Below are 17518 nucleotides of genomic sequence, written 5' to 3'. Positions count from 1 at the left end.
CTCGTCTGAAACGCACGGTCTGCTGCTTTCTTTTAGCTTTTACAGACTGGAGCGTTTTGATCCGATATAATGGAAAATATGTGAAGGAAAGGATGAATGACTTATGCGTACACCATCTGCTTTAAAAAAGGGAAGCCACATTCGGGTAATTGCTCCAAGTCGAAGTGCCAGCATTTTATCAAAAGAAGGAATGGCTCAGGCGAAAAAACGTTTAGAGGCATTAGGGTTCACTGTTTCTTTTGGACAACACGTGTTTGAATGTGATCTGCATTCCTCTTCTTCTATTGAACACCGTTTATCTGATCTACATGAGGCATTCTCAAATGATGAAGTCGACGGCATTTTGACAGCAATCGGCGGCTTTAACTGCAATGAGCTCTTGCCTTATATAGATTATGATTTGATTCGTCAACACCCAAAAGTTCTTTGCGGCTACAGTGATATTACCGCACTTGCAAACGCCATTACCGCCAAATGTGACATGGTGACGTACTCAGGCCCTCATTTCTCCAGTTTCCAAATGGAACAAGGACAAGAGGAGCAGACAGCCATGTTTCAAGCGTGCGTGATGAGCAGCGAGCCATTTGATGTCATCCCTTCTACAAAGTGGAGTGATGATGCGTGGTATCTTGATCAAGCAAATAGGCAGTTTCATCCCACAACATGGGGGATTTATCAGGAAGGAACAGCTGAAGGCACCTTGTATGGCGGAAATCTTTGTACACTGAACTTACTGCAAGGGACACCCTTTATGCCTCGCATCAAGGATGCCATCTTATTTGTAGAAGATGATGACTTGGTCTTTCCTGAAACATTCGCCAGAGACCTTGCCTCGCTTTTGCAGCATGCCGAATCCATTAAAGGGTTAATCATCGGACGTTTTCAAAAGAAATCCAAGATGACAGAGGAACATTTGAGGTTCATTCTAGATAAGCACCCAATGCTTCAACACATTCCGGTGATTTACGATGTCGATATCGGACATACACAGCCGGTCTTCACCTTGCCGATTGGCGGGAGTGCCGAGCTCTCCTGCGACGGCGGACAAATACAATGGCGTGTTCATGCATAAATAAAACCTAAAAAGCACCCACATATGGGGGTGCTTTTTCTATGCCAACGATTCTTTTTTAAAAATTTTTTTAGAAAAAGTGATCCAACCCTTCATCCCCTTCGTTAAGTAGATGTAAAAAGAAAAGAGAGGAGGCAAAAACATGTTCTCTGATGTACTTAGCCAATTATTTGATTCTATTTCTAACATCATTAACACACTTGGGTAATTCCTATGACACGCACATACTACATGCTTTCTGAAGGGAGGATACGCTCTATGTTCTCTGATGTACTTAGCCAATTATTTGATTCTATTTCTAACATCATTAATACGCTTGGTTAATGTTCAAAACCCGCTATCTCTCGAGAATAGCGGGTTTTTTATATAAAGAAGCCCCGCTCATAAAATAGAGCGGGGCTTTCCTTCATTCCACTACATCTTCTCTGGCGCAGATACGCCAATGAGTTTTAATGCATTCGCAAGCGTGATTTGTGTTGCTTTCATGAGCGATAGACGTGCTGTTGTTTTTGTTTCATTTTCAACATCAATGACCTTTTCGGCATTGTAGAAGCTGTGAAGGGCTGATGCTAGATCATAGATATAGTTTGTAACGCGGTGCGGAATACGTTTTTCTGCTGCTTCTGCTACAACTTCTGGGAAGCTGCCGATGATTTTCAGAAGATCGTATTCTTTATCCGACTGAATGTGAGAGAAATCTGCTTTTTCAAGGTTTGGCTCGTAGCCTTTTTCTTCCCCTTGACGCAGCATGCTGCAAATTCTCGCATGTGCATATTGTGCATAGTACACAGGGTTTTCGTTAGACGTAGAAATCGCTAAGTCTAGGTCAAAGTCCATATGTGTCGCCGCACTTCTCATTGCAAAGAAATAGCGAGTGGCATCTAAGCCCACTTCTTCAATCAAGTCACGCATTGTGACGGCTTTACCTGTACGTTTACTCATCTTCATTTTTTCACCGTTTTTGTAAAGGTGAACGAGCTGAATGATTTCGACTTCCAGTTTGTCCGCTGGATATCCGAGTGCTTGGATCGCCGCTTTCATTCGAGGAATGTAGCCGTGATGGTCCGCTCCCCAAATGTTGATGAGCTGGTCAAAACCTCTGTCCAATTTGTCCTTGTGATATGCGATATCTGGAAGCAAGTACGTGAAGCTGCCGTCTTTTTTAATCAGGACACGGTCCTTGTCATCACCAAAATCAGTTGAACGTAACCATGTTGCGCCGTCCTCTTCAAAGACATAGCCTTTAGCGCGAAGTGTTTCTAGCGCTGGTTCGATTTTTCCGTTTTCATATAAAGACGTTTCAGAATACCACACATCAAATGGGACACGGAAATTTTCTAGGTCGACACGTAGTTTTTCTAGTTCATATTTTAAACCGTACTCACGGAAAAATTTCATACGCTCTTCTTCTGATTCATGCACGAAACGGTCACCAAATTCATCCGCAAGTTTCTGCCCGATGCCTTTGATGTCTTCTCCTCTGTACCCGTCCTCTGGCATTTCTTTTTCAAGACCGAGCGCCTCAAAGTAGCGTACTTCTACAGATAGAGCAAGGTTATTGATCTGATTGCCTGCATCGTTGATATAGTATTCACGGCTCACGTCGAAGCCTGCTTTATCAAGGATGTTGCAAAGAGAATCTCCTACAGCTGCGCCGCGGGCATGTCCAAGGTGAAGGTCACCTGTTGGATTGGCTGAGACGAATTCGACTTGCACTTTTTGACCGCCGCCTGTATTTGTTTCTCCATATGCCTCTTTTGCCTCAAGAACAGCTGGAATAAGCTTTGTTAAATATTGATTGTTCATATAAAAGTTGATGAATCCTGGACCTGCAATATCCAGTTTTTCAATAGAAGCTTTCCCTTTATCAAACGCATTGACGATGTCCTCGGCGATTTGACGAGGTGCTTTTTTCGCAATGCGTGCAAGCTGCATCGCCATATTGGTGGAATAATCACCGTGAGTTTTGTCTTTTGGCACTTCCAAAAGAACATCCGGCACCTGGCTTTCATCAGCAAGTCCTGCTTTGACGACTGCCGCAATGATTTCTTCTTTTAACGCATCTTTGACCTGTTCTGCGATATTCATGAACGTAAATCCTCCTTATATGAAATCGATAATGTATGTAAATGCTTTTGATCTTCACCTGTCAGCATATCGTACGTAATGTGTAGAAGCCCATTGTCTACATCAAGATCAATACCATGTGTGTGCACATCGAGCTGAAGTGTGCCAAATGGCATCGTGTAATGTGTCACGGTCGTTTCTCCAGTGAGAAAGCGCTGCTTCATTTGAATTGCACCTGATCTCATGACAAAAATTTCTTTTTCACTTATTTTGACAACAGTTTTTACTTGACCCATTTCATGTTCTTCATGGTAAGTGAGATACGTTTTGTCATTCTTCTCTTGATACGTTCCAGTTGTTCGGAATTCGATCGTTTCAGCCGGTTCCGTCTCTGGTTTCATCACTGACTTTACATGAATTGAAATTTGGTTTTGTGTCATTTTGCACTTCCTTTGCTAAGACCCGTTTAACTAAAATAGTATACCATAATCCCGATTGCCTATCATCCCATCATTTCTCATCTTCGTGTGGATGAAACCCCCTTTTTGATCTTCACCTGTCTCTTTAGAAAAAAAGAAAAATGAAGCTCACGCCTATCACGAGTCCAGTCTTGAGCCCTGCGCTTTTTCGATTGATGAGATAAAACAGTGCTTGGATGCCTGAACTTGCCAAAAATGCCTGAAAGAAATCAAATGGGAGAAGATGCCCTTGCTTATAAACAAACTGCATCAACAGCGCTATGCCAGTGAGATAGAAAAAGCCTCGATCCTGAAAAAACAGATGAACCATCTCATCCTTTGCCTCTTTTTTCGAGGTGAACGTGGGCGGACTCGTTGCAAGCTCTCTTTTCAGCGTAAGAAAGCCTGCCGCTAATACACATAAAGCGAGTAATACCATCAATACAGAAGAAAACACGACCTGCCTCCTTTATCATGTCACCAATGTAAAAAAAGAGCTTGTCCATATGAGATGACAAGCTCCTCTATCAATGTTATTTCACAAAACCAAGCAGCATTTCACGTAAAAGTTTGCTTGCTGTATTCGCCGTTTGATCGGAATGATCATATACAGGCGCTACCTCTACAAGGTCTGCACCGACGACATGCACATCAGAACCAGCAATGGCATGAATAGATGCCAGCAGTTCTTTTGACGTAATACCGCCAGCATCTACCGTTCCTGTACCAGGTGCATGAGCTGGGTCGAGTACATCGATGTCAATTGTCACATAAACTGGACGGCCTTTCAGCTTTGGCAATACTTGCTTCAATGGCTCGAGCACTTCAAATTTAGAAATGTGCATGCCTGCTTCTTTTGCCCATTCAAATTCTTCTTTCATCCCTGAACGGATGCCAAAAGAGTATACATTTTCAGGTCCAATAAGTCCTGCAACTTTACGAATCGGTGTCGAATGTGAAAGCGGCTCACCCTCATATTCCTCACGAAGATCTGTATGTGCGTCCATATGGATGATTGCCAAATCAGGGTATTTCTTATACATCGCACGGAAAACCGGCCAAGACACAAGATGCTCGCCGCCCATTCCTAATGGAAACTTCCCTTTTTCTAAAATGCTGTCGACATACTCTTCAATTAAATCTAAGCTTTTCTGTGCATTGCCAAATGGAAGCGGGATGTCGCCAGCATCAAAGAATGGCACCTCGTGCAGTTCACGATCTAAATAAGGACTGTATTCCTCTAATCCAATGGATACTTCACGAATACGGTTCGGGCCAAAACGTGAGCCGGGACGGTAACTGACGGTCCAATCCATCGGCATCCCGTATAAAATGACTTTCGCATCTTCCCATGTCGGATGACTTCCAATAAACACTTTTCCTGAGTAAGCCTCGTCGAATCTCATACAAGATTCCTCCTTTTACGCTTCAAAAAATGCGCAAACGGTCATTTGCGCATTTCCACTTCGCTTGATTTATTTGATTAAGTCGCTCACAAATTTCGGCAGAACGAATGCCGCTTTGTGCAATTCTTTTGTGTAATATTTCGTATCGATATCAAAGAAGCGGCTGTCTTCTACAGCAAGTGGATCATACTTCTTAGAACCGATAGTAAATGTCCAAAGACCGCTTGGATATGTTGGGATATTCGCTGTGTATAGCTTGGTAATCGGGAAAATTTCTTTTACATCACGCTGTACATTTGTAATTAACTCAGGTGTGAACCAAGGGTTGTCCGTTTGTGCAACGAAAATACCGTCTTCTTTGAGTGCTTTTGAGATTCCTGCATAGAAACCTTTAGAGAACAGGTTTACAGCTGGTCCAACTGGCTCAGTTGAGTCAACCATGATCACGTCATATTCGTTGTCGGCTTCCGCAATGTGCATAAAGCCGTCTCCGACTTTCACCTCTACACGAGGATCGTCTAGTTTCCCAGCAATTGAAGGAAGGAACTTTTTCGAGTATTCAATGACCTTGCCATCAATATCAACAAGTGTCGCTTTTTTCACACTTGGATGCTTCAGGATTTCACGAATGACACCACCGTCTCCTCCGCCTACGACAAGAACATTTTCCGGGTTTGGATGAGTGAAAAGAGGAACATGTGCCACCATTTCGTGGTATACAAACTCATCTTTCTCTGATGTCATCACCATACCGTCTAAAAACAGCATATTGCCAAACTCTTCTGTTTCCACCATTTCTAAATGCTGAAAATCTGTTTGTTCTGTGTGAAGGGTTTTGTTCACCTTCAATGTAATGCCAAAATTCTTCGTTTGCTTCTCTGTATACCAAAGTTCGCTCATTGTTCATCTTCCTCTCATCCAATAATAAACAAACATCTATTGTTAGCGCCTTTTATCGGCTATGACTATATCGATTGTCCAAGAAAAAAGTATAGTGGATTCGTATCAAATTGTAAAGAACCGCATGAGATAACTTCATTTTTAAAGCACACCCTTGCAGTCGCCTGTTTAAAACGGTTTTCTTTGTCCCATACTGATAAAAAACCGTCAAAATGGGGGCTTTGCATGGACACAATCATGAGTAATAAAAAAATCCGCATGACCGTGAAAACGATTCGGGCCTGTTTTTTTATCGGCTTGCTCGCTTTTCTATTTGCTGTCACAGTCTTTTTGACGATTCTTTTACTAGCTAAGTGGCAAGGCGCTCCCTCTGTTCAAGTTCCCCAATCCACGACCATTTATGCAGCCGATGGGTCTAAACTTGGCGAATCGAGCTTTGGAGAAAAGAGATACTGGGTTCCGTTAAAGGACATGTCCCCTCATATACAGCAGGCAGTGGTCGCGGTTGAGGATAAAACCTTTTATCAGCATCACGGCTTTGATGTGAAACGAATGGCAGGTGCTGCGGTGGCAGATATTCGTGCAATGGCAAAAGTACAAGGCGCCAGCACGATCACCCAGCAATACGCACGAAATTTATATTTAGATCATGATAAAACATGGAAGCGGAAGTGGAATGAAGCCTTTTACACCATCCGCTTAGAACAAAACTATACAAAAGATGAGATATTGGAAGGATACTTGAACACCATTTATTATGGCCACGGCGCATACGGTGTGGAAGCGGCATCCCGCCTTTACTTTGGGAAAAAAGCGAAGAACTTAACTTTAGCTGAGTCTGCCTTGCTTGCCGGTATTCCAAAGGGTCCTTCTCTCTACTCCCCTTATGTGAATGAGGAGAAAGCCAGCGCAAGAAAGAATATGATTCTGAGGCAAATGCAAGAGGATGGCATGATTACGAAAAAAGCGGCTGCTGATGCCAGCAAGGAAAAGCTGTCCTATCGCCCGCTCAAACAAAAGCAGCTGCAAGCAAAGCAGGCCCCGTATTTTTATGATGATGTGATTCGCGAACTGAAACAAACGCTGGGCTTAACCGAGGAACAAATTGAAACGTATGGTCTTCATATCGAAACGACCTTACAACCTGAATTACAAAAAATCGCTGAAAAGACTTTAACCAACATCATGGATTCTGAATCAGGTATCCAAATTGGCTTTACCGCCATTCATCCCCAGACAGGTCATGTGCTTGCCCTCATCGGGGGAAGAGATTACGAGAAAAGCCCATTCAATCGGGTCACACAAGCGAAAAGACAGCCCGGTTCAACAATGAAACCACTTCTCTATTACATGGCTTTGCAAAACGGGTTTACACCAGCAACCGTGATGCGCAGTGAAGAAACTGTTTTTGAACTGGATGAACAAGGAAGCGGCGCTGCTTATTCACCAAGCAACTATCACGGCTATTACGCCAATGACGGTATTACGATGCTTCAGGCTTTGGCTCTATCTGATAACATTTATGCGGTCAAAACCCATCTATTTTTAGGAATGGAACAGCTTGTACGTGCAGGTAAAACGTTCGGGATTCACGAAAAACTAGATCAAGTGCCTTCACTTGCACTAGGTACTTCACCTGTCAAACCAATCGAAATGACCAATGCTTACGCGATGCTTGTCAATGGAGGAAAACGCGTCAAGCCGACTTTTATTACGAAAGTAACGGACGCAAAGGGCAACGTACTCTTTGAGGAGAAACAAAAACGAGAGCAAGTACTAGATGAAAAAGCAGCATTTGTCACCACTGACATGATGTCAGGGATGTTCAATCATCAATTAAATGGCTATACAAGTGTCACAGGTCGTACCATTTCAAAAGATCTTACCAGAACGTATGGAGGGAAATCGGGGACGACAGGTGCTGACAGCTGGATGATCGGCTTCTCTCCCCAGCTCGTCACAGGTGTGTGGACCGGCTACGATAAAGGACGCACCATTGACTCGGTCAAAGAAACCGCCTATGCGAAAAAGATATGGGCTTCCTTTATGGAATCAGCCCTCTCGAATCAGCCAGCCTCCTCCTTCATGCCGCCAGACGGTGTAAAAGGCGTATATATCAATCCAAAAACCGGTGATCTCGCAGGCCCAGGATGCGAATCAAAGGTATTTACCTATTTTATAGAAGGAACGGAGCCGACCGGTGTCTGCTATGGTGCCGAGAACAAAGCTTCTGAGCAAGACAAAGCTCAAGATCAACAGCCTAAGAAATGGTGGGAAAAGTGGCTGAAACGTTAAAAATGGACATGAAAAACCCCGAGATCTGCATCTCGGGATTCTCCATGTCCTAGCTTTAACACCAGTTTACTGAAAAAACGCTTGGAATTGGTATCCATTCATCATTCTTCACAAAAATTTCACAATTACTCAGGAACAGCCAATCCTTCTTTTAATTCATCTGTGGATGCTTCCCATAACGCTTCATTGTGACTCTTCAAGAAATCAGCGAGCACCTTTTTCGAACCATCATCCATATGACTGACAACGATTTTACGCTTCATGGATTTATCCATTAAATTCACATGCTCAGGAAGTGACTTATATCCTCTGCGGATCGAGCGGTCAACTGTCATTTCACAAGCTGTGACTCCTGCATAATATGGCCCCTCTTCTCTTCGGTCAATCGTCACCCATACGAGCCAATACGGTTTTCCGTTAGGTACCTCTTCTTTGGTTTTTAAAAATTTAATTCCTTTTTCGACGGCACTTCTTGCATGCATCGCACCAATATCAATGACGGCTTCCTTTTCCTCCACATCAATGATCACCGGCGAGATATTATCAAGGCTGAGGGCACCTGCACCAAAGCCTCCATGCCCATCCGTTGCATCTGTTTTTTTAATGATATTAAAACCAATTGGTTTCTTCTTTTTACCTTCCATTCATTAGACCTCCTAAAGCAGCGGCTTCAAAATAAGATTAAACCAGTATATGATTTGATCCCGCATTCCGATCAATGGAACAAAAACAAACTGACCTAGCGGTGTGATGACGAAGATGAGGAAAATGATGATCCCATACTGTTCAAATTGCGTCATCTTTGCACGGATGCCGGGACTGACAACATCCTCAATAATACGATATCCGTCCAGTGGCGGAATCGGTAATAAGTTAAATAGGAACAAAATCACGTTCAAGTTAATAAAGATTTGGAAGAAATAATCGACCCCCGGCTCAAAGCGCATGAGCGACTCCCCGCCAAATTTCTGAAGAAGCGCATACACACAAAAGCCCAAAAATGCCAAAACCAAATTGCTTAAAGGTCCTGCGATCGACACACATATCCCTGCGAGACGTGGGTTTTTGAAATGGTACCGATTCACAGGTACAGGCCTCGCCCAGCCAAACCCAGCCACAAAGATCAAGATCGTCCCGAAAATATCAAGGTGCTTCAATGGATTGAGCGTCAGTCTGCCTTGATTTTTAGCTGTCGGATCTCCAAAACGATACGCAACATAGGCATGCGCCAGCTCGTGCATCGTAAAAGCCACAACAAGCGTAATGACGACATATGGAATCAGTTCTAATGGATAAACAAGAAATTGGTCCAAAGGCATGAATCCCTCTTTCTTTCTATACAATGATTTACTTCATTCAGTATACTATAAGAAGTCCCTTAAACTAAAGGGAAGCGTAGCACTACAGGAAAAAGGAGGTTGCCATCATGCCGATTATCACCGTTCAAATGCTTGAAGGAAGAACAGATGAGCAGAAAAGAGCTCTTGTGGAGAAAGTCACAGATGCCGTTGTTGAAACAACAGGCGCAGGTGCAGAGAAAGTCTCTGTCATTATTGAAGAGATGAAAAAAGAACATTATGCTGTAGCAGGAAAGCGAATGAGCGACCTGTAAGCATATAAAAAGGACAAACACTTTTTCGGTGTTTGTCCTTTTTTCTCTTACCTTATCTGTACCAAGCTTTATTACGGTTCACTTGATTTTTATGAGCCGCATCGAAGAAATCGACAGTGTAAGAATAATCATAATTCATTAAGCAGACAATTCCGCTTCCTTGAGGATCATGCGGTAAGCCAAAGTTATGGCCGTATTCATGCGTAGCCGCTTTTGCTGTATTCGCTGTTCCTTGGTCAAGGTTAACGGCGAATGCACTTCCGCTTGGTGCACTATTGTAGACATAAGCGATTCCGCCAGCATCAAAGTTTGGATTTGCTGTAAATCCTGTGACAAAATCGTATCCTCTGCCATCAAAGCTGCGCTGAAGGTTAGACAAAATTTGTGATGCATTTGATCCTGAAGACGTCCAAGACCCTACGGCTTGTACGACAAAGTCCACATCATGATCACGGTTAAATGTCACATCCGCTTGCTCAATGATGCTGACAATGCGCGTCTGCCAATCACTATATTTCGCACGATACTGCGCATCAGCTACTGCATAGACGGTCACTTTCTGACTGCCTGTACTAGCTTTTGTTGAAATCGAATCTCCTGTATTTGCTTTAAAGGTTCTAGACCCTACCTGTTTACCAGACTCATCTAAAATCTTTGTTGTCACATCTCTTTCAATAGGAGGTGCCTTCGTCAAATCTTTAAAATCGTTTGCCTTTGGCAACCCTTCACTAATATGTGTTTCAAACGGCGCATGACCATGATCATGCCCATGACCTGCACTTGCAACTGGTGCAGAAGCTGAACTTACCCCCGGTAACAAACTACCTACCAATAAAAATGACAAAAAGACTGAACGCTTTTTCATTCCTATCCCTCCTTTGTTTTTCACAAGGTTATATATTCACTGAAAATTCACCATTTTCCTTCTATTCAGTCAAAAACAGGGAATTCGATATACAGGAAGAAAGTCGAAACATGTCATTTTCACTAATTTTTCGGATATTTTGACACACATTTTATCAAAAAACAGAACTTTTGATCCGGGACATTCGCTTAGTAAACATCCATCTTTTTCTAAAGTGCTGTTATAGACCCAGCCACACCATATAAAGAAGCAAAAATTGATATTAGAAAAGATAAATTCAGACTTTACTGATACGAATTATACTTCTTTGTGATTCTCCCTTATGATGAAGAACATAAAAACAATGCTATTTCAAAACAGAAGGGACGATCCACATGTCTGAAAACAAGCACATACAATTTGGATTGATGTTACATGGTCCAGGAGGTCATATGAATGCATGGAAGGATGAATCCGTTCCAGCAGATGCAAGTGTGAACATTGATTATTATCAAGCAATGACAAAAAAGGCAGAAGCAGCGGGTTTCCGTTTTGTCTTTGTCGCAGATGGCTTATATATTCATGAACATTCAATTCCTCATTTCTTGAACCGATTTGAACCATTAACCATCTTATCCGCTCTTGCTGCGGTCACCAAAAAGATTGGACTTGTGGGCACTGTATCTACTTCCTACAGTGAGCCCTTTACCATTGCACGGCAATTTGCATCCCTAGATAAATTAAGTAAAGGGCGGGCCGGATGGAATGTTGTGACTTCTCCACTTGAAGGCTCTGCTGAAAACCACATCATTCGTCCGCATCCTAGCCATTCACTTCGGTATGAAATTGCAGAAGAATACCTAAAAGTAGTGAACGGCCTTTGGAGCTCATGGGAAGAAGATGCTTTTTTAAGGGATCGATCAACAGGGGTTTTCTTCGATCGGGATAAACTGCACACATTAAACCATCATGGCAAACACTTTTCTGTCAAAGGTCCTTTGAATATCGAACGATCTGAACAAGGGCAACCGGTGATTTTCCAGGCAGGTGCGTCAGAGGCAGGAAAGGATCTAGCCGCAAAAGAAGCGGACGCAGTATTTACGAATGCAGACTCACTTGAGAAAGCGAAAGCATATTACCGCGACGTGAAAAATAGAGCCGCAGCGCTGGGCAGAAATCCATCTGACATCAAAATTTTCCCCGGTATCCACCCGATTACAGGGAGAACAGTCGAAGAAGCAGAAGAAAAATATGAAGCCATTCAACATCTGGTCTCTATTGAAGAAGCCCTTCATTACCTGGGCAGGTTCTTTGATCACTTGGACTTCAGTCAATTTCCACTTGATGAGCCATTTCCTGATATCGGTGATGCCGGTTCAAACAGCTTTCAATCCACAACTGAATCGATTAAAAAAATGGCGAAAGAACAAAGCTTGACCTTAAGAGAAGTCGCTCTACGAGTAACCACTCCCAAAAGTGCTTTTTTCGGAACTTATGAACAAGTGGCAGACCAGCTGATCCAATGGATCGAAGAAGATGCCGCAGATGGATTTATTTTTGGCGCGCCTATTCTAGCAAGCGGTTTATCTGAATGGACGGAGCATGTCATCCCGATATTAGTAGAAAGAGGATATTACGACCCGAATTATCCAGCTCATACCCTTCGTGAAAATTTGGGTCTGCCTATCAAGAAGAATCAGTTTCTTAAACAAACAGTGAAATAAACATGAAAGAGGGGTTAGCTCAAAGGCTACCCCTCTTTTCATGTTGGTTGATGCAGTCGATTTTCGATGAGATCAATGAATTGAAGTACGGCTCTTCCTGGCGAATCATTTGTTTTCCTCAATAGACCAACTGGCGGGGAAACATGAATGCCCTTTATTTCTAATACCTTGGTGCCTGGAAGAGTAAAGGAATGAGCAGTTCGTGTAAAAAGAGAGACACCTAATCCAGCCTGAACATAATGTTTATGGGACATGCTGCTCGTAATCTCTAACTTATTGTAATTGGTCCCAATGACATCGACGATTTGTTGTTCGATTTGAATACGGATGGGGCAATTGTGTGGCGTGAATAAAATGGTCTCATCCTTTAAATCTGTCACCTCCACTACCCCTTTTTCCGCTAATCGATGGGAAGACGGGACGAGCAGCACGATATCATCTTGAAAAAGAGGCTTATAGCTATTCTCCATCGAAGCTTCTGGTGCTCCGCAAATCGCAAAATCAATCTCATCATGAGAAAGTAAGGAACTCAACGTATTCGCATCCGCTACTTGCACAGAAAATTCTACATTCGGAAACCTTTCCTTGAATTCTGCAATAAGGGCAGGAAATTCTAAGCTGGCAGTGGGCTCAGAAACACCGATGCGAATGAACCCCGCAATGCCCACTTCTAAATCTTGGAGTGTTTTCGTCAATTTCTCATATTCATTGAGTAAAGAATTGGCTCTTTCATAAAAAAGCTGTCCTGATGCTGTTAACTTTAAGGTCTTCCCTCTTTCTAGAAGCTTCTCTCCAATTTCCTCTTCTAAATGTTTGATGTGCAAAGTGATGGTTGGCTGAGAATAATTCAGCGCTTCTGCTGCTTTTAAAAAATTTCCGTATTTCACGATCGTGGCAAAGGTGCGTATCGCTCGAATCTCCATGAAAACCCCTCTTCTCCCTGTATTTTAAATATCTGAATCGTGTATTTATGATTACTAATTATACTTTTCTATTGGTTTGCCTTATTATAATTTATATTATCAACTATTCCAAGTTGTTTAGAAGGAATTATCAGAAATGGAGGAGACGAATTGGCAAAAGTAACGATTATAGCAGGCGGGCATTCTGTCCAATCTCGGTTAACCGGTGTCCTGCAGCAGATCCATCATCGTTTGGCGTTCCATGGGATTGATGTTCATGTCATTCAAGTCCACCAGCTTCCTAGCGGCGCCTTAATAGGAGCAGATTTTTCAAACGAAGACATTGTCAAAGCCATTGAGCTTGTGAATGAGAGCGACGGTGTCATTGTGTTAACACCTGTCTACAAAGCGTCTTTTTCCGGAATTTTAAAAACTTTTTTAGATCTACTTCCCCAGAAAGCATTACAAGATAAACCCGTCCTTCCTTGTGTTTTAGGAGGAACATACGGGCATTTGCTCGTCATTGAATATGCACTTAAACCGATCATTCATCAACTCGGTGCAACTGTCGTTCAATCTGGCGTGTATGTTGTGGATCAACAGGTCACAAAGCAGGATTCAAATAGCTATGTGCTTGATCCAGATGCCACAGACAGATTAAACCTCGCACTATCTCAATATCAAAGTCTAATAGGAGGAACAGCCAATGTCGCTCATCCTTAGTATTCTTGATCAAAGCCTCGTCAGTGAAAACGAGAAAGCAGAGACGGGTATTCAGCATACTGTCAGATTGGCTGAAGCAGCAGATCAGCTTGGTTATCACAGGTTTTGGGTGTCTGAACATCACAATAATTCTCAAGTGGCAGGATCATCCCCTGAAGCCCTCGCTGGTTATCTTTTAGCAAAAACGAACCATTTGCGAATTGGGTCTGGCGGTGTCATGCTTCAGCATTACAGCCCGTTTAAGGTGGCTGAAACATTTCATGTACTGGCATCTCTAGCGCCTGGCAGAGTCGATTTAGGCGTTGGGAAAGCACCGGGAGGGTTGAACCTCTCAACACAAGCGCTTCAGGAAGATTATCAAGCGTCACGGAAAGACTTTTCTCAAAAATTAGTGGATCTCAAAACGTATCTTACTGAACAAGCAAATGAATTAAATGCTCAGCCAATTCCTAGCGTATCACCCGACATGTTCCTTCTAGGCGGCAGTATTGAGAGCGCGGAATTTGCAGCGAAACTTGGGATATCCTTTGTGTTTGCCTATTTTATTAACGGGGATGACGCATTATTAAAAGAAGCAAGAGAGACTTTTCAAAAATTCCGGACAGGGAACACGCACCAGCAATTTCTTCTCGCCATCACCGTATCTGTAGCGGAAGACCACAAACAAGCCCTCTCGTACATCAAGCAAAAGGAAACAGTAAAGGTCTCCTTTTCCGATGGAAGAAAGCTGAATGTGACGTCACTAGAAGATGCAGAAAAGCTGGTGAAAGGAACAAAAAAAGAACACTACAACATTCACGTTCAAAAAACCGGTTATACCGCTGGCACAAAAGAAACCGTTCATCGCCGGCTGACTGAACTAGCCGAGACATATGATATCAACGAGTTCATTGTGCTATCTCCGATTGTAGACATTGAGGCAAGAATAGCGTCTATCACATTATTAAAAGAAGCATTTGATCATGAACTAACAGCCAAAAACCAAATAAACCAAGAGGTGAGCGTCTAATGTCAAATAATCAAAAAATCATTTTATGGAGCAAAAATGGATGCAGCTATTGTCAGGACATTCAGTCCTATTTCAACGAACAGCACATTACTTATTCAACCATTGATGTAACAGAGCATGATCATTACAGAAATATTTTAGAAGAAAAATACGGCGTCCGTTATGTGCCAGTAGTAGAAATCAGCCGTGATCCCCACGTGTATCAAGCATTGCTGAATCCAGATATCGATACTTTACGAAAAGCGTTGAGCTGACATTACACACTACCCTTTTGATTGGAGGTTTGTCATGAGTCGAGATATTTTTCGCATCGCTACCGAAGAAGATGCACCGGCTTATCTAGAATTGCTGTCCAGTGCATTTAAACCGCTTGGAGAAATGGGCATTGATTGGCCATCCACGAACGCCACACTTGAAATGGTCACAGAAAACATCAAACAATCCGTTGCTGTTGTGTTAGAGCGAGACGGGCGGCTCATATCAACCATCACCATACGTTTTCCGTGGGAGAGTACTCAACCGGTCTCAGGCTACCCATTTGTTTGGTGGTTTGCCACAGCTCCTGATTTAGCCGGTCAAGGGATCGGAAATAAGCTGCTCGATTATGTAGAAAACACCTTGCTCCGGCAGACATTTAAAGCACCAGCATACACACTGGGCACTTCTGGCCGAAAGCACCCCTGGCTTCTAGAGATGTACGAACGAAAAGGCTATACAGCATATATTGAACGTGAAGCCGATAATGGCGACTTAGGTGTATTAATGTATAAAGTCCTCATCCCTGAACGGTTTGATGCCGCCATATTAGGCGCACCGCCCTCAGAAGAAAAAGTCTAAACGAGTTCAACATAGGAGGTGATTCAACATGGGGGAGTTTTTCAAATGGGAGTATGTCGTCACACTCTTCCCTAAAGTATTGTCAGCCCTTCCAACAACCTTACTGATCGTTTTATTTGCCACTTTGATTGGCAGTTTTCTTGGATTCATTCTTGCTTATTTCCGAATTGAGCGTATTCCCATCCTGCATCAGCTCAGTGCAATTTATGTCTCATTTATTCGTGGAACACCTATCCTTGTGCAAATGTTTATTGTGTTTTATGGCCTGCCTGGTGTGCTTGCAACAATTGGGCTTGATATCTCCATGTGGAACAAATTGATCTTTCTGTATATTACATATGGACTCAATACAGCTGGGTATTTTTCAGAAATATTCCGATCTGCCCTATCGAGTGTCCCAGCATCTCAATATGAAGCGGCCGCCTCGATTGGACTGACGAAATGGCAGATTTATAGAAGAACGCTTATTCCTCAAGCAGGGAGAATCGCCCTTCCTAATATCGGCGTGGCCATTGTCAACTTATTACAAAATACCTCCCTCGCCTTTACATTAGGTGTGATGGACATGATCGGAAAGGTTCAAACATTAGGGGCTTTATACTATCGCGTATTAGAAGGATACTTTATTGCTGCCGTTATATTTATCATTTTAAGTATGGTGTTAGAAAAATCATTTGACCTATTGGAAAAACGGATCAATACACCGAAAACAAAAAAACAGCGACAGACGGCATTGCTTCCCTTAAAAAGAGCCGAAGCGGCCTTCACTGTAGAAAAACGTGCAAAATAAACTGGGGAGGAATTTACATGAAAAATAACAGAATATTCAAAAATCATTACATCATCGGTCTGCTTCTACTTGGTTCATTGCTCCTTGCCGCCTGCGGAAATAATAACGAGCAATCGGATGAAGTCAAAGCAGAAGCAAACAATAATGACCCAGATGCAAAAGAAATCGTCATTGGGACAGGGAACGCCTATCAGCCTTTCGTTTACTTAGATGAAAACGGCAAATTAACAGGCTACGAGAAGGCTGTATTAGATGAAGTGGATCAGCTGTTTCCACAATATAAGTTTAAATATGAATCCTTTGAGTTTAAAAATATTCTGCCTGCTTTAGATGCCGGTAAAGTTGATCTCGCTGCCCACCAATATGAAATCAATGACGAGCGTCAGAAGAAATATCTATTTGGAAAAGTTGGCTACACAGATTATACAAGCTATGTGGTGGTGAATAAAGCATCCGGTCATGACTTTCAAAGCCTGGACGATTTAGCTGGACACAAAGTGCACACCTCTACAGGAAGTAATTTCGCTTATCTTCTAGAGCAATATAACGCAAAGCATGATCGGAAAATTGACATTGTCTACGGGGATGGCGGGAACGAAATTTTAGTCAAAAACCTGCAGAATGGCACGGTCGATGCTGCCTTACTCACAAAGTATGACGTCAATAAGCTAAACAAACAGTTCAATGCCAATCTTGTGACATCCGGAAAGCCTGTAAACGTATCTAAAACGTATTATCTATATCAAAAAAACAATACAAAACTTCAAAAAGACATTGATCAAGCCCTGCAAAAACTGATCGATAACGGGAAGCTCGCTGAATTGTCTAAAAAAATATTGGGCGGAGACTTTACTACATCATAAGAAAGGAGCGATCTGA

At 42.6% G+C, this 17518-nt stretch carries 19 protein-coding genes; 10 read left to right on the top strand and 9 right to left on the bottom strand.

Features of this window, described 5'->3' with window-relative positions; all coding sequences use genetic code 11:
- Nucleotides 1–103 precede the first annotated feature (103 nt).
- Nucleotides 104–1072: a S66 family peptidase gene (locus tag MHH23_RS03200; protein ID WP_340958885.1), complete on the top strand. Its 969-nt coding sequence runs from the start codon at nucleotides 104–106 to the stop codon at nucleotides 1070–1072.
- Between the two features lie 414 nt (nucleotides 1073–1486).
- On the opposite strand, the gene argS is transcribed toward MHH23_RS03200, so the two are convergent.
- The 5 genes from argS to speE all read right to left on the bottom strand — a co-directional run bounded on the left by argS (nucleotide 1487) and on the right by speE (nucleotide 5903).
- Nucleotides 1487–3160 (bottom strand): arginine--tRNA ligase, encoded by a 1674-nt coding sequence (gene argS, locus MHH23_RS03195; protein ID WP_008343507.1) that lies wholly within the window; start codon nucleotides 3158–3160, stop codon nucleotides 1487–1489.
- Entirely contained in the window at nucleotides 3157–3579 is a 423-nt protein-coding gene (locus MHH23_RS03190; protein WP_008343509.1) for a DUF1934 domain-containing protein, read from the bottom strand. Before MHH23_RS03190 ends, argS begins: the two co-directional genes overlap by 4 nt.
- Nucleotides 3580–3703: 124 nt before the next feature.
- Nucleotides 3704–4054 (bottom strand): hypothetical protein, encoded by a 351-nt coding sequence (locus MHH23_RS03185; RefSeq protein ID WP_268430443.1) that lies wholly within the window; start codon nucleotides 4052–4054, stop codon nucleotides 3704–3706.
- A 76-nt stretch (nucleotides 4055–4130) separates the two neighbouring features.
- Entirely contained in the window at nucleotides 4131–5003 is an 873-nt protein-coding gene (speB, locus tag MHH23_RS03180; protein WP_017360073.1) for an agmatinase, read from the bottom strand.
- Between the two features lie 69 nt (nucleotides 5004–5072).
- Entirely contained in the window at nucleotides 5073–5903 is an 831-nt protein-coding gene (speE, locus tag MHH23_RS03175) for a spermidine synthase (RefSeq protein ID WP_017360074.1), read from the bottom strand.
- A 225-nt stretch (nucleotides 5904–6128) separates the two neighbouring features.
- Between speE and MHH23_RS03170 the strand changes: the two genes are divergently transcribed.
- On the top strand, nucleotides 6129–8198 hold the full coding sequence (locus MHH23_RS03170; protein ID WP_268430441.1) for a transglycosylase domain-containing protein: 2070 nt from the start codon (nucleotides 6129–6131) through the stop codon (nucleotides 8196–8198).
- A 125-nt stretch (nucleotides 8199–8323) separates the two neighbouring features.
- Here MHH23_RS03170 and MHH23_RS03165 read toward each other — a convergent pair whose 3' ends face one another.
- Nucleotides 8324–8842, bottom strand: a complete 519-nt coding sequence (locus MHH23_RS03165; protein ID WP_007497712.1) for a YwhD family protein — start codon at nucleotides 8840–8842, stop codon at nucleotides 8324–8326.
- Nucleotides 8843–8854: 12 nt separating this feature from the next.
- Complete coding sequence (locus tag MHH23_RS03160; RefSeq protein ID WP_268430440.1) at nucleotides 8855–9511, bottom strand: site-2 protease family protein; 657 nt, start codon at nucleotides 9509–9511, stop codon at nucleotides 8855–8857.
- Nucleotides 9512–9624: 113 nt separating this feature from the next.
- On the opposite strand from MHH23_RS03160, the gene MHH23_RS03155 reads away from it, so the two are divergent.
- On the top strand, nucleotides 9625–9810 hold the full coding sequence (locus MHH23_RS03155; RefSeq protein ID WP_008343530.1) for a 2-hydroxymuconate tautomerase: 186 nt from the start codon (nucleotides 9625–9627) through the stop codon (nucleotides 9808–9810).
- Between the two features lie 52 nt (nucleotides 9811–9862).
- Here MHH23_RS03155 and MHH23_RS03150 read toward each other — a convergent pair whose 3' ends face one another.
- Nucleotides 9863–10675, bottom strand: coding sequence for a zinc-dependent metalloprotease (locus MHH23_RS03150; RefSeq protein WP_024719439.1), 813 nt, complete (start codon nucleotides 10673–10675; stop codon nucleotides 9863–9865).
- A 374-nt stretch (nucleotides 10676–11049) separates the two neighbouring features.
- Here MHH23_RS03150 and MHH23_RS03145 point away from each other — a divergent pair, with 374 nt between their 5' ends.
- Entirely contained in the window at nucleotides 11050–12378 is a 1329-nt protein-coding gene (locus MHH23_RS03145) for an LLM class flavin-dependent oxidoreductase (RefSeq protein WP_268430437.1), read from the top strand.
- A gap of 38 nt (nucleotides 12379–12416) precedes the next feature.
- On the opposite strand, the gene MHH23_RS03140 is transcribed toward MHH23_RS03145, so the two are convergent.
- Nucleotides 12417–13301: a LysR family transcriptional regulator gene (locus MHH23_RS03140; protein WP_008343536.1), complete on the bottom strand. Its 885-nt coding sequence runs from the start codon at nucleotides 13299–13301 to the stop codon at nucleotides 12417–12419.
- Between the two features lie 150 nt (nucleotides 13302–13451).
- Here MHH23_RS03140 and ssuE point away from each other — a divergent pair, with 150 nt between their 5' ends.
- Genes ssuE through MHH23_RS03110 form a run of 6 tightly spaced genes read left to right on the top strand, consistent with a single transcriptional unit; the run spans nucleotide 13452 to nucleotide 17502 of the window.
- The gene (ssuE, locus tag MHH23_RS03135; RefSeq protein ID WP_041507919.1) at nucleotides 13452–14003 is read left to right on the top strand and encodes an NADPH-dependent FMN reductase; all 552 of its coding nucleotides are present in this window, start codon (nucleotides 13452–13454) and stop codon (nucleotides 14001–14003) included.
- On the top strand, nucleotides 13987–15012 hold the full coding sequence (locus MHH23_RS03130; RefSeq protein WP_268430435.1) for an LLM class flavin-dependent oxidoreductase: 1026 nt from the start codon (nucleotides 13987–13989) through the stop codon (nucleotides 15010–15012). Before ssuE ends, MHH23_RS03130 begins: the two co-directional genes overlap by 17 nt.
- Nucleotides 15012–15266: a glutaredoxin family protein gene (locus tag MHH23_RS03125; protein WP_017360083.1), complete on the top strand. Its 255-nt coding sequence runs from the start codon at nucleotides 15012–15014 to the stop codon at nucleotides 15264–15266. Before MHH23_RS03130 ends, MHH23_RS03125 begins: the two co-directional genes overlap by 1 nt.
- 34 nt (nucleotides 15267–15300) lie before the next feature.
- The gene (locus MHH23_RS03120) at nucleotides 15301–15849 is read left to right on the top strand and encodes a GNAT family N-acetyltransferase (RefSeq protein ID WP_268430433.1); all 549 of its coding nucleotides are present in this window, start codon (nucleotides 15301–15303) and stop codon (nucleotides 15847–15849) included.
- 28 nt (nucleotides 15850–15877) lie between these two features.
- Nucleotides 15878–16639, top strand: a complete 762-nt coding sequence (locus MHH23_RS03115) for an amino acid ABC transporter permease (RefSeq protein WP_008343545.1) — start codon at nucleotides 15878–15880, stop codon at nucleotides 16637–16639.
- 17 nt (nucleotides 16640–16656) lie between these two features.
- On the top strand, nucleotides 16657–17502 hold the full coding sequence (locus tag MHH23_RS03110) for a transporter substrate-binding domain-containing protein (protein WP_338704457.1): 846 nt from the start codon (nucleotides 16657–16659) through the stop codon (nucleotides 17500–17502).
- The last annotated feature ends 16 nt before the right edge of the window (nucleotides 17503–17518 follow it).

It is taken from the genome of Bacillus sp. FSL K6-3458 (assembly GCF_038005045.1).
GTDB lineage: Bacteria > Bacillota > Bacilli > Bacillales > Bacillaceae > Bacillus > Bacillus altitudinis.
This window is presented reverse-complemented; position numbering and strand designations above follow the sequence as displayed.

Bases quoted from the DNA above. Each gene is read 5' to 3' on its own strand.
- MHH23_RS03170 (WP_268430441.1), top strand. From the start codon at position 6,129: ATGGACACAATCATGAGTAATAAAAAAATCCGCATGACCGTGAAAACG.
- MHH23_RS03140 (WP_008343536.1), bottom strand. From the start codon at position 13,301: ATGGAGATTCGAGCGATACGCACCTTTGCCACGATCGTGAAATACGGA.
- MHH23_RS03200 (WP_340958885.1), top strand. From the start codon at position 104: ATGCGTACACCATCTGCTTTAAAAAAGGGAAGCCACATTCGGGTAATT.
- MHH23_RS03165 (WP_007497712.1), bottom strand. From the start codon at position 8,842: ATGGAAGGTAAAAAGAAGAAACCAATTGGTTTTAATATCATTAAAAAA.
- MHH23_RS03155 (WP_008343530.1), top strand. From the start codon at position 9,625: ATGCCGATTATCACCGTTCAAATGCTTGAAGGAAGAACAGATGAGCAG.
- MHH23_RS03130 (WP_268430435.1), top strand. From the start codon at position 13,987: ATGTCGCTCATCCTTAGTATTCTTGATCAAAGCCTCGTCAGTGAAAAC.
- MHH23_RS03120 (WP_268430433.1), top strand. From the start codon at position 15,301: ATGAGTCGAGATATTTTTCGCATCGCTACCGAAGAAGATGCACCGGCT.
- MHH23_RS03110 (WP_338704457.1), top strand. From the start codon at position 16,657: ATGAAAAATAACAGAATATTCAAAAATCATTACATCATCGGTCTGCTT.
- speE (WP_017360074.1), bottom strand. From the start codon at position 5,903: ATGAGCGAACTTTGGTATACAGAGAAGCAAACGAAGAATTTTGGCATT.
- argS (WP_008343507.1), bottom strand. From the start codon at position 3,160: ATGAATATCGCAGAACAGGTCAAAGATGCGTTAAAAGAAGAAATCATT.
- MHH23_RS03190 (WP_008343509.1), bottom strand. From the start codon at position 3,579: ATGACACAAAACCAAATTTCAATTCATGTAAAGTCAGTGATGAAACCA.
- speB (WP_017360073.1), bottom strand. From the start codon at position 5,003: ATGAGATTCGACGAGGCTTACTCAGGAAAAGTGTTTATTGGAAGTCAT.
- MHH23_RS03115 (WP_008343545.1), top strand. From the start codon at position 15,878: ATGGGGGAGTTTTTCAAATGGGAGTATGTCGTCACACTCTTCCCTAAA.
- MHH23_RS03145 (WP_268430437.1), top strand. From the start codon at position 11,050: ATGTCTGAAAACAAGCACATACAATTTGGATTGATGTTACATGGTCCA.
- MHH23_RS03150 (WP_024719439.1), bottom strand. From the start codon at position 10,675: ATGAAAAAGCGTTCAGTCTTTTTGTCATTTTTATTGGTAGGTAGTTTG.
- MHH23_RS03125 (WP_017360083.1), top strand. From the start codon at position 15,012: ATGTCAAATAATCAAAAAATCATTTTATGGAGCAAAAATGGATGCAGC.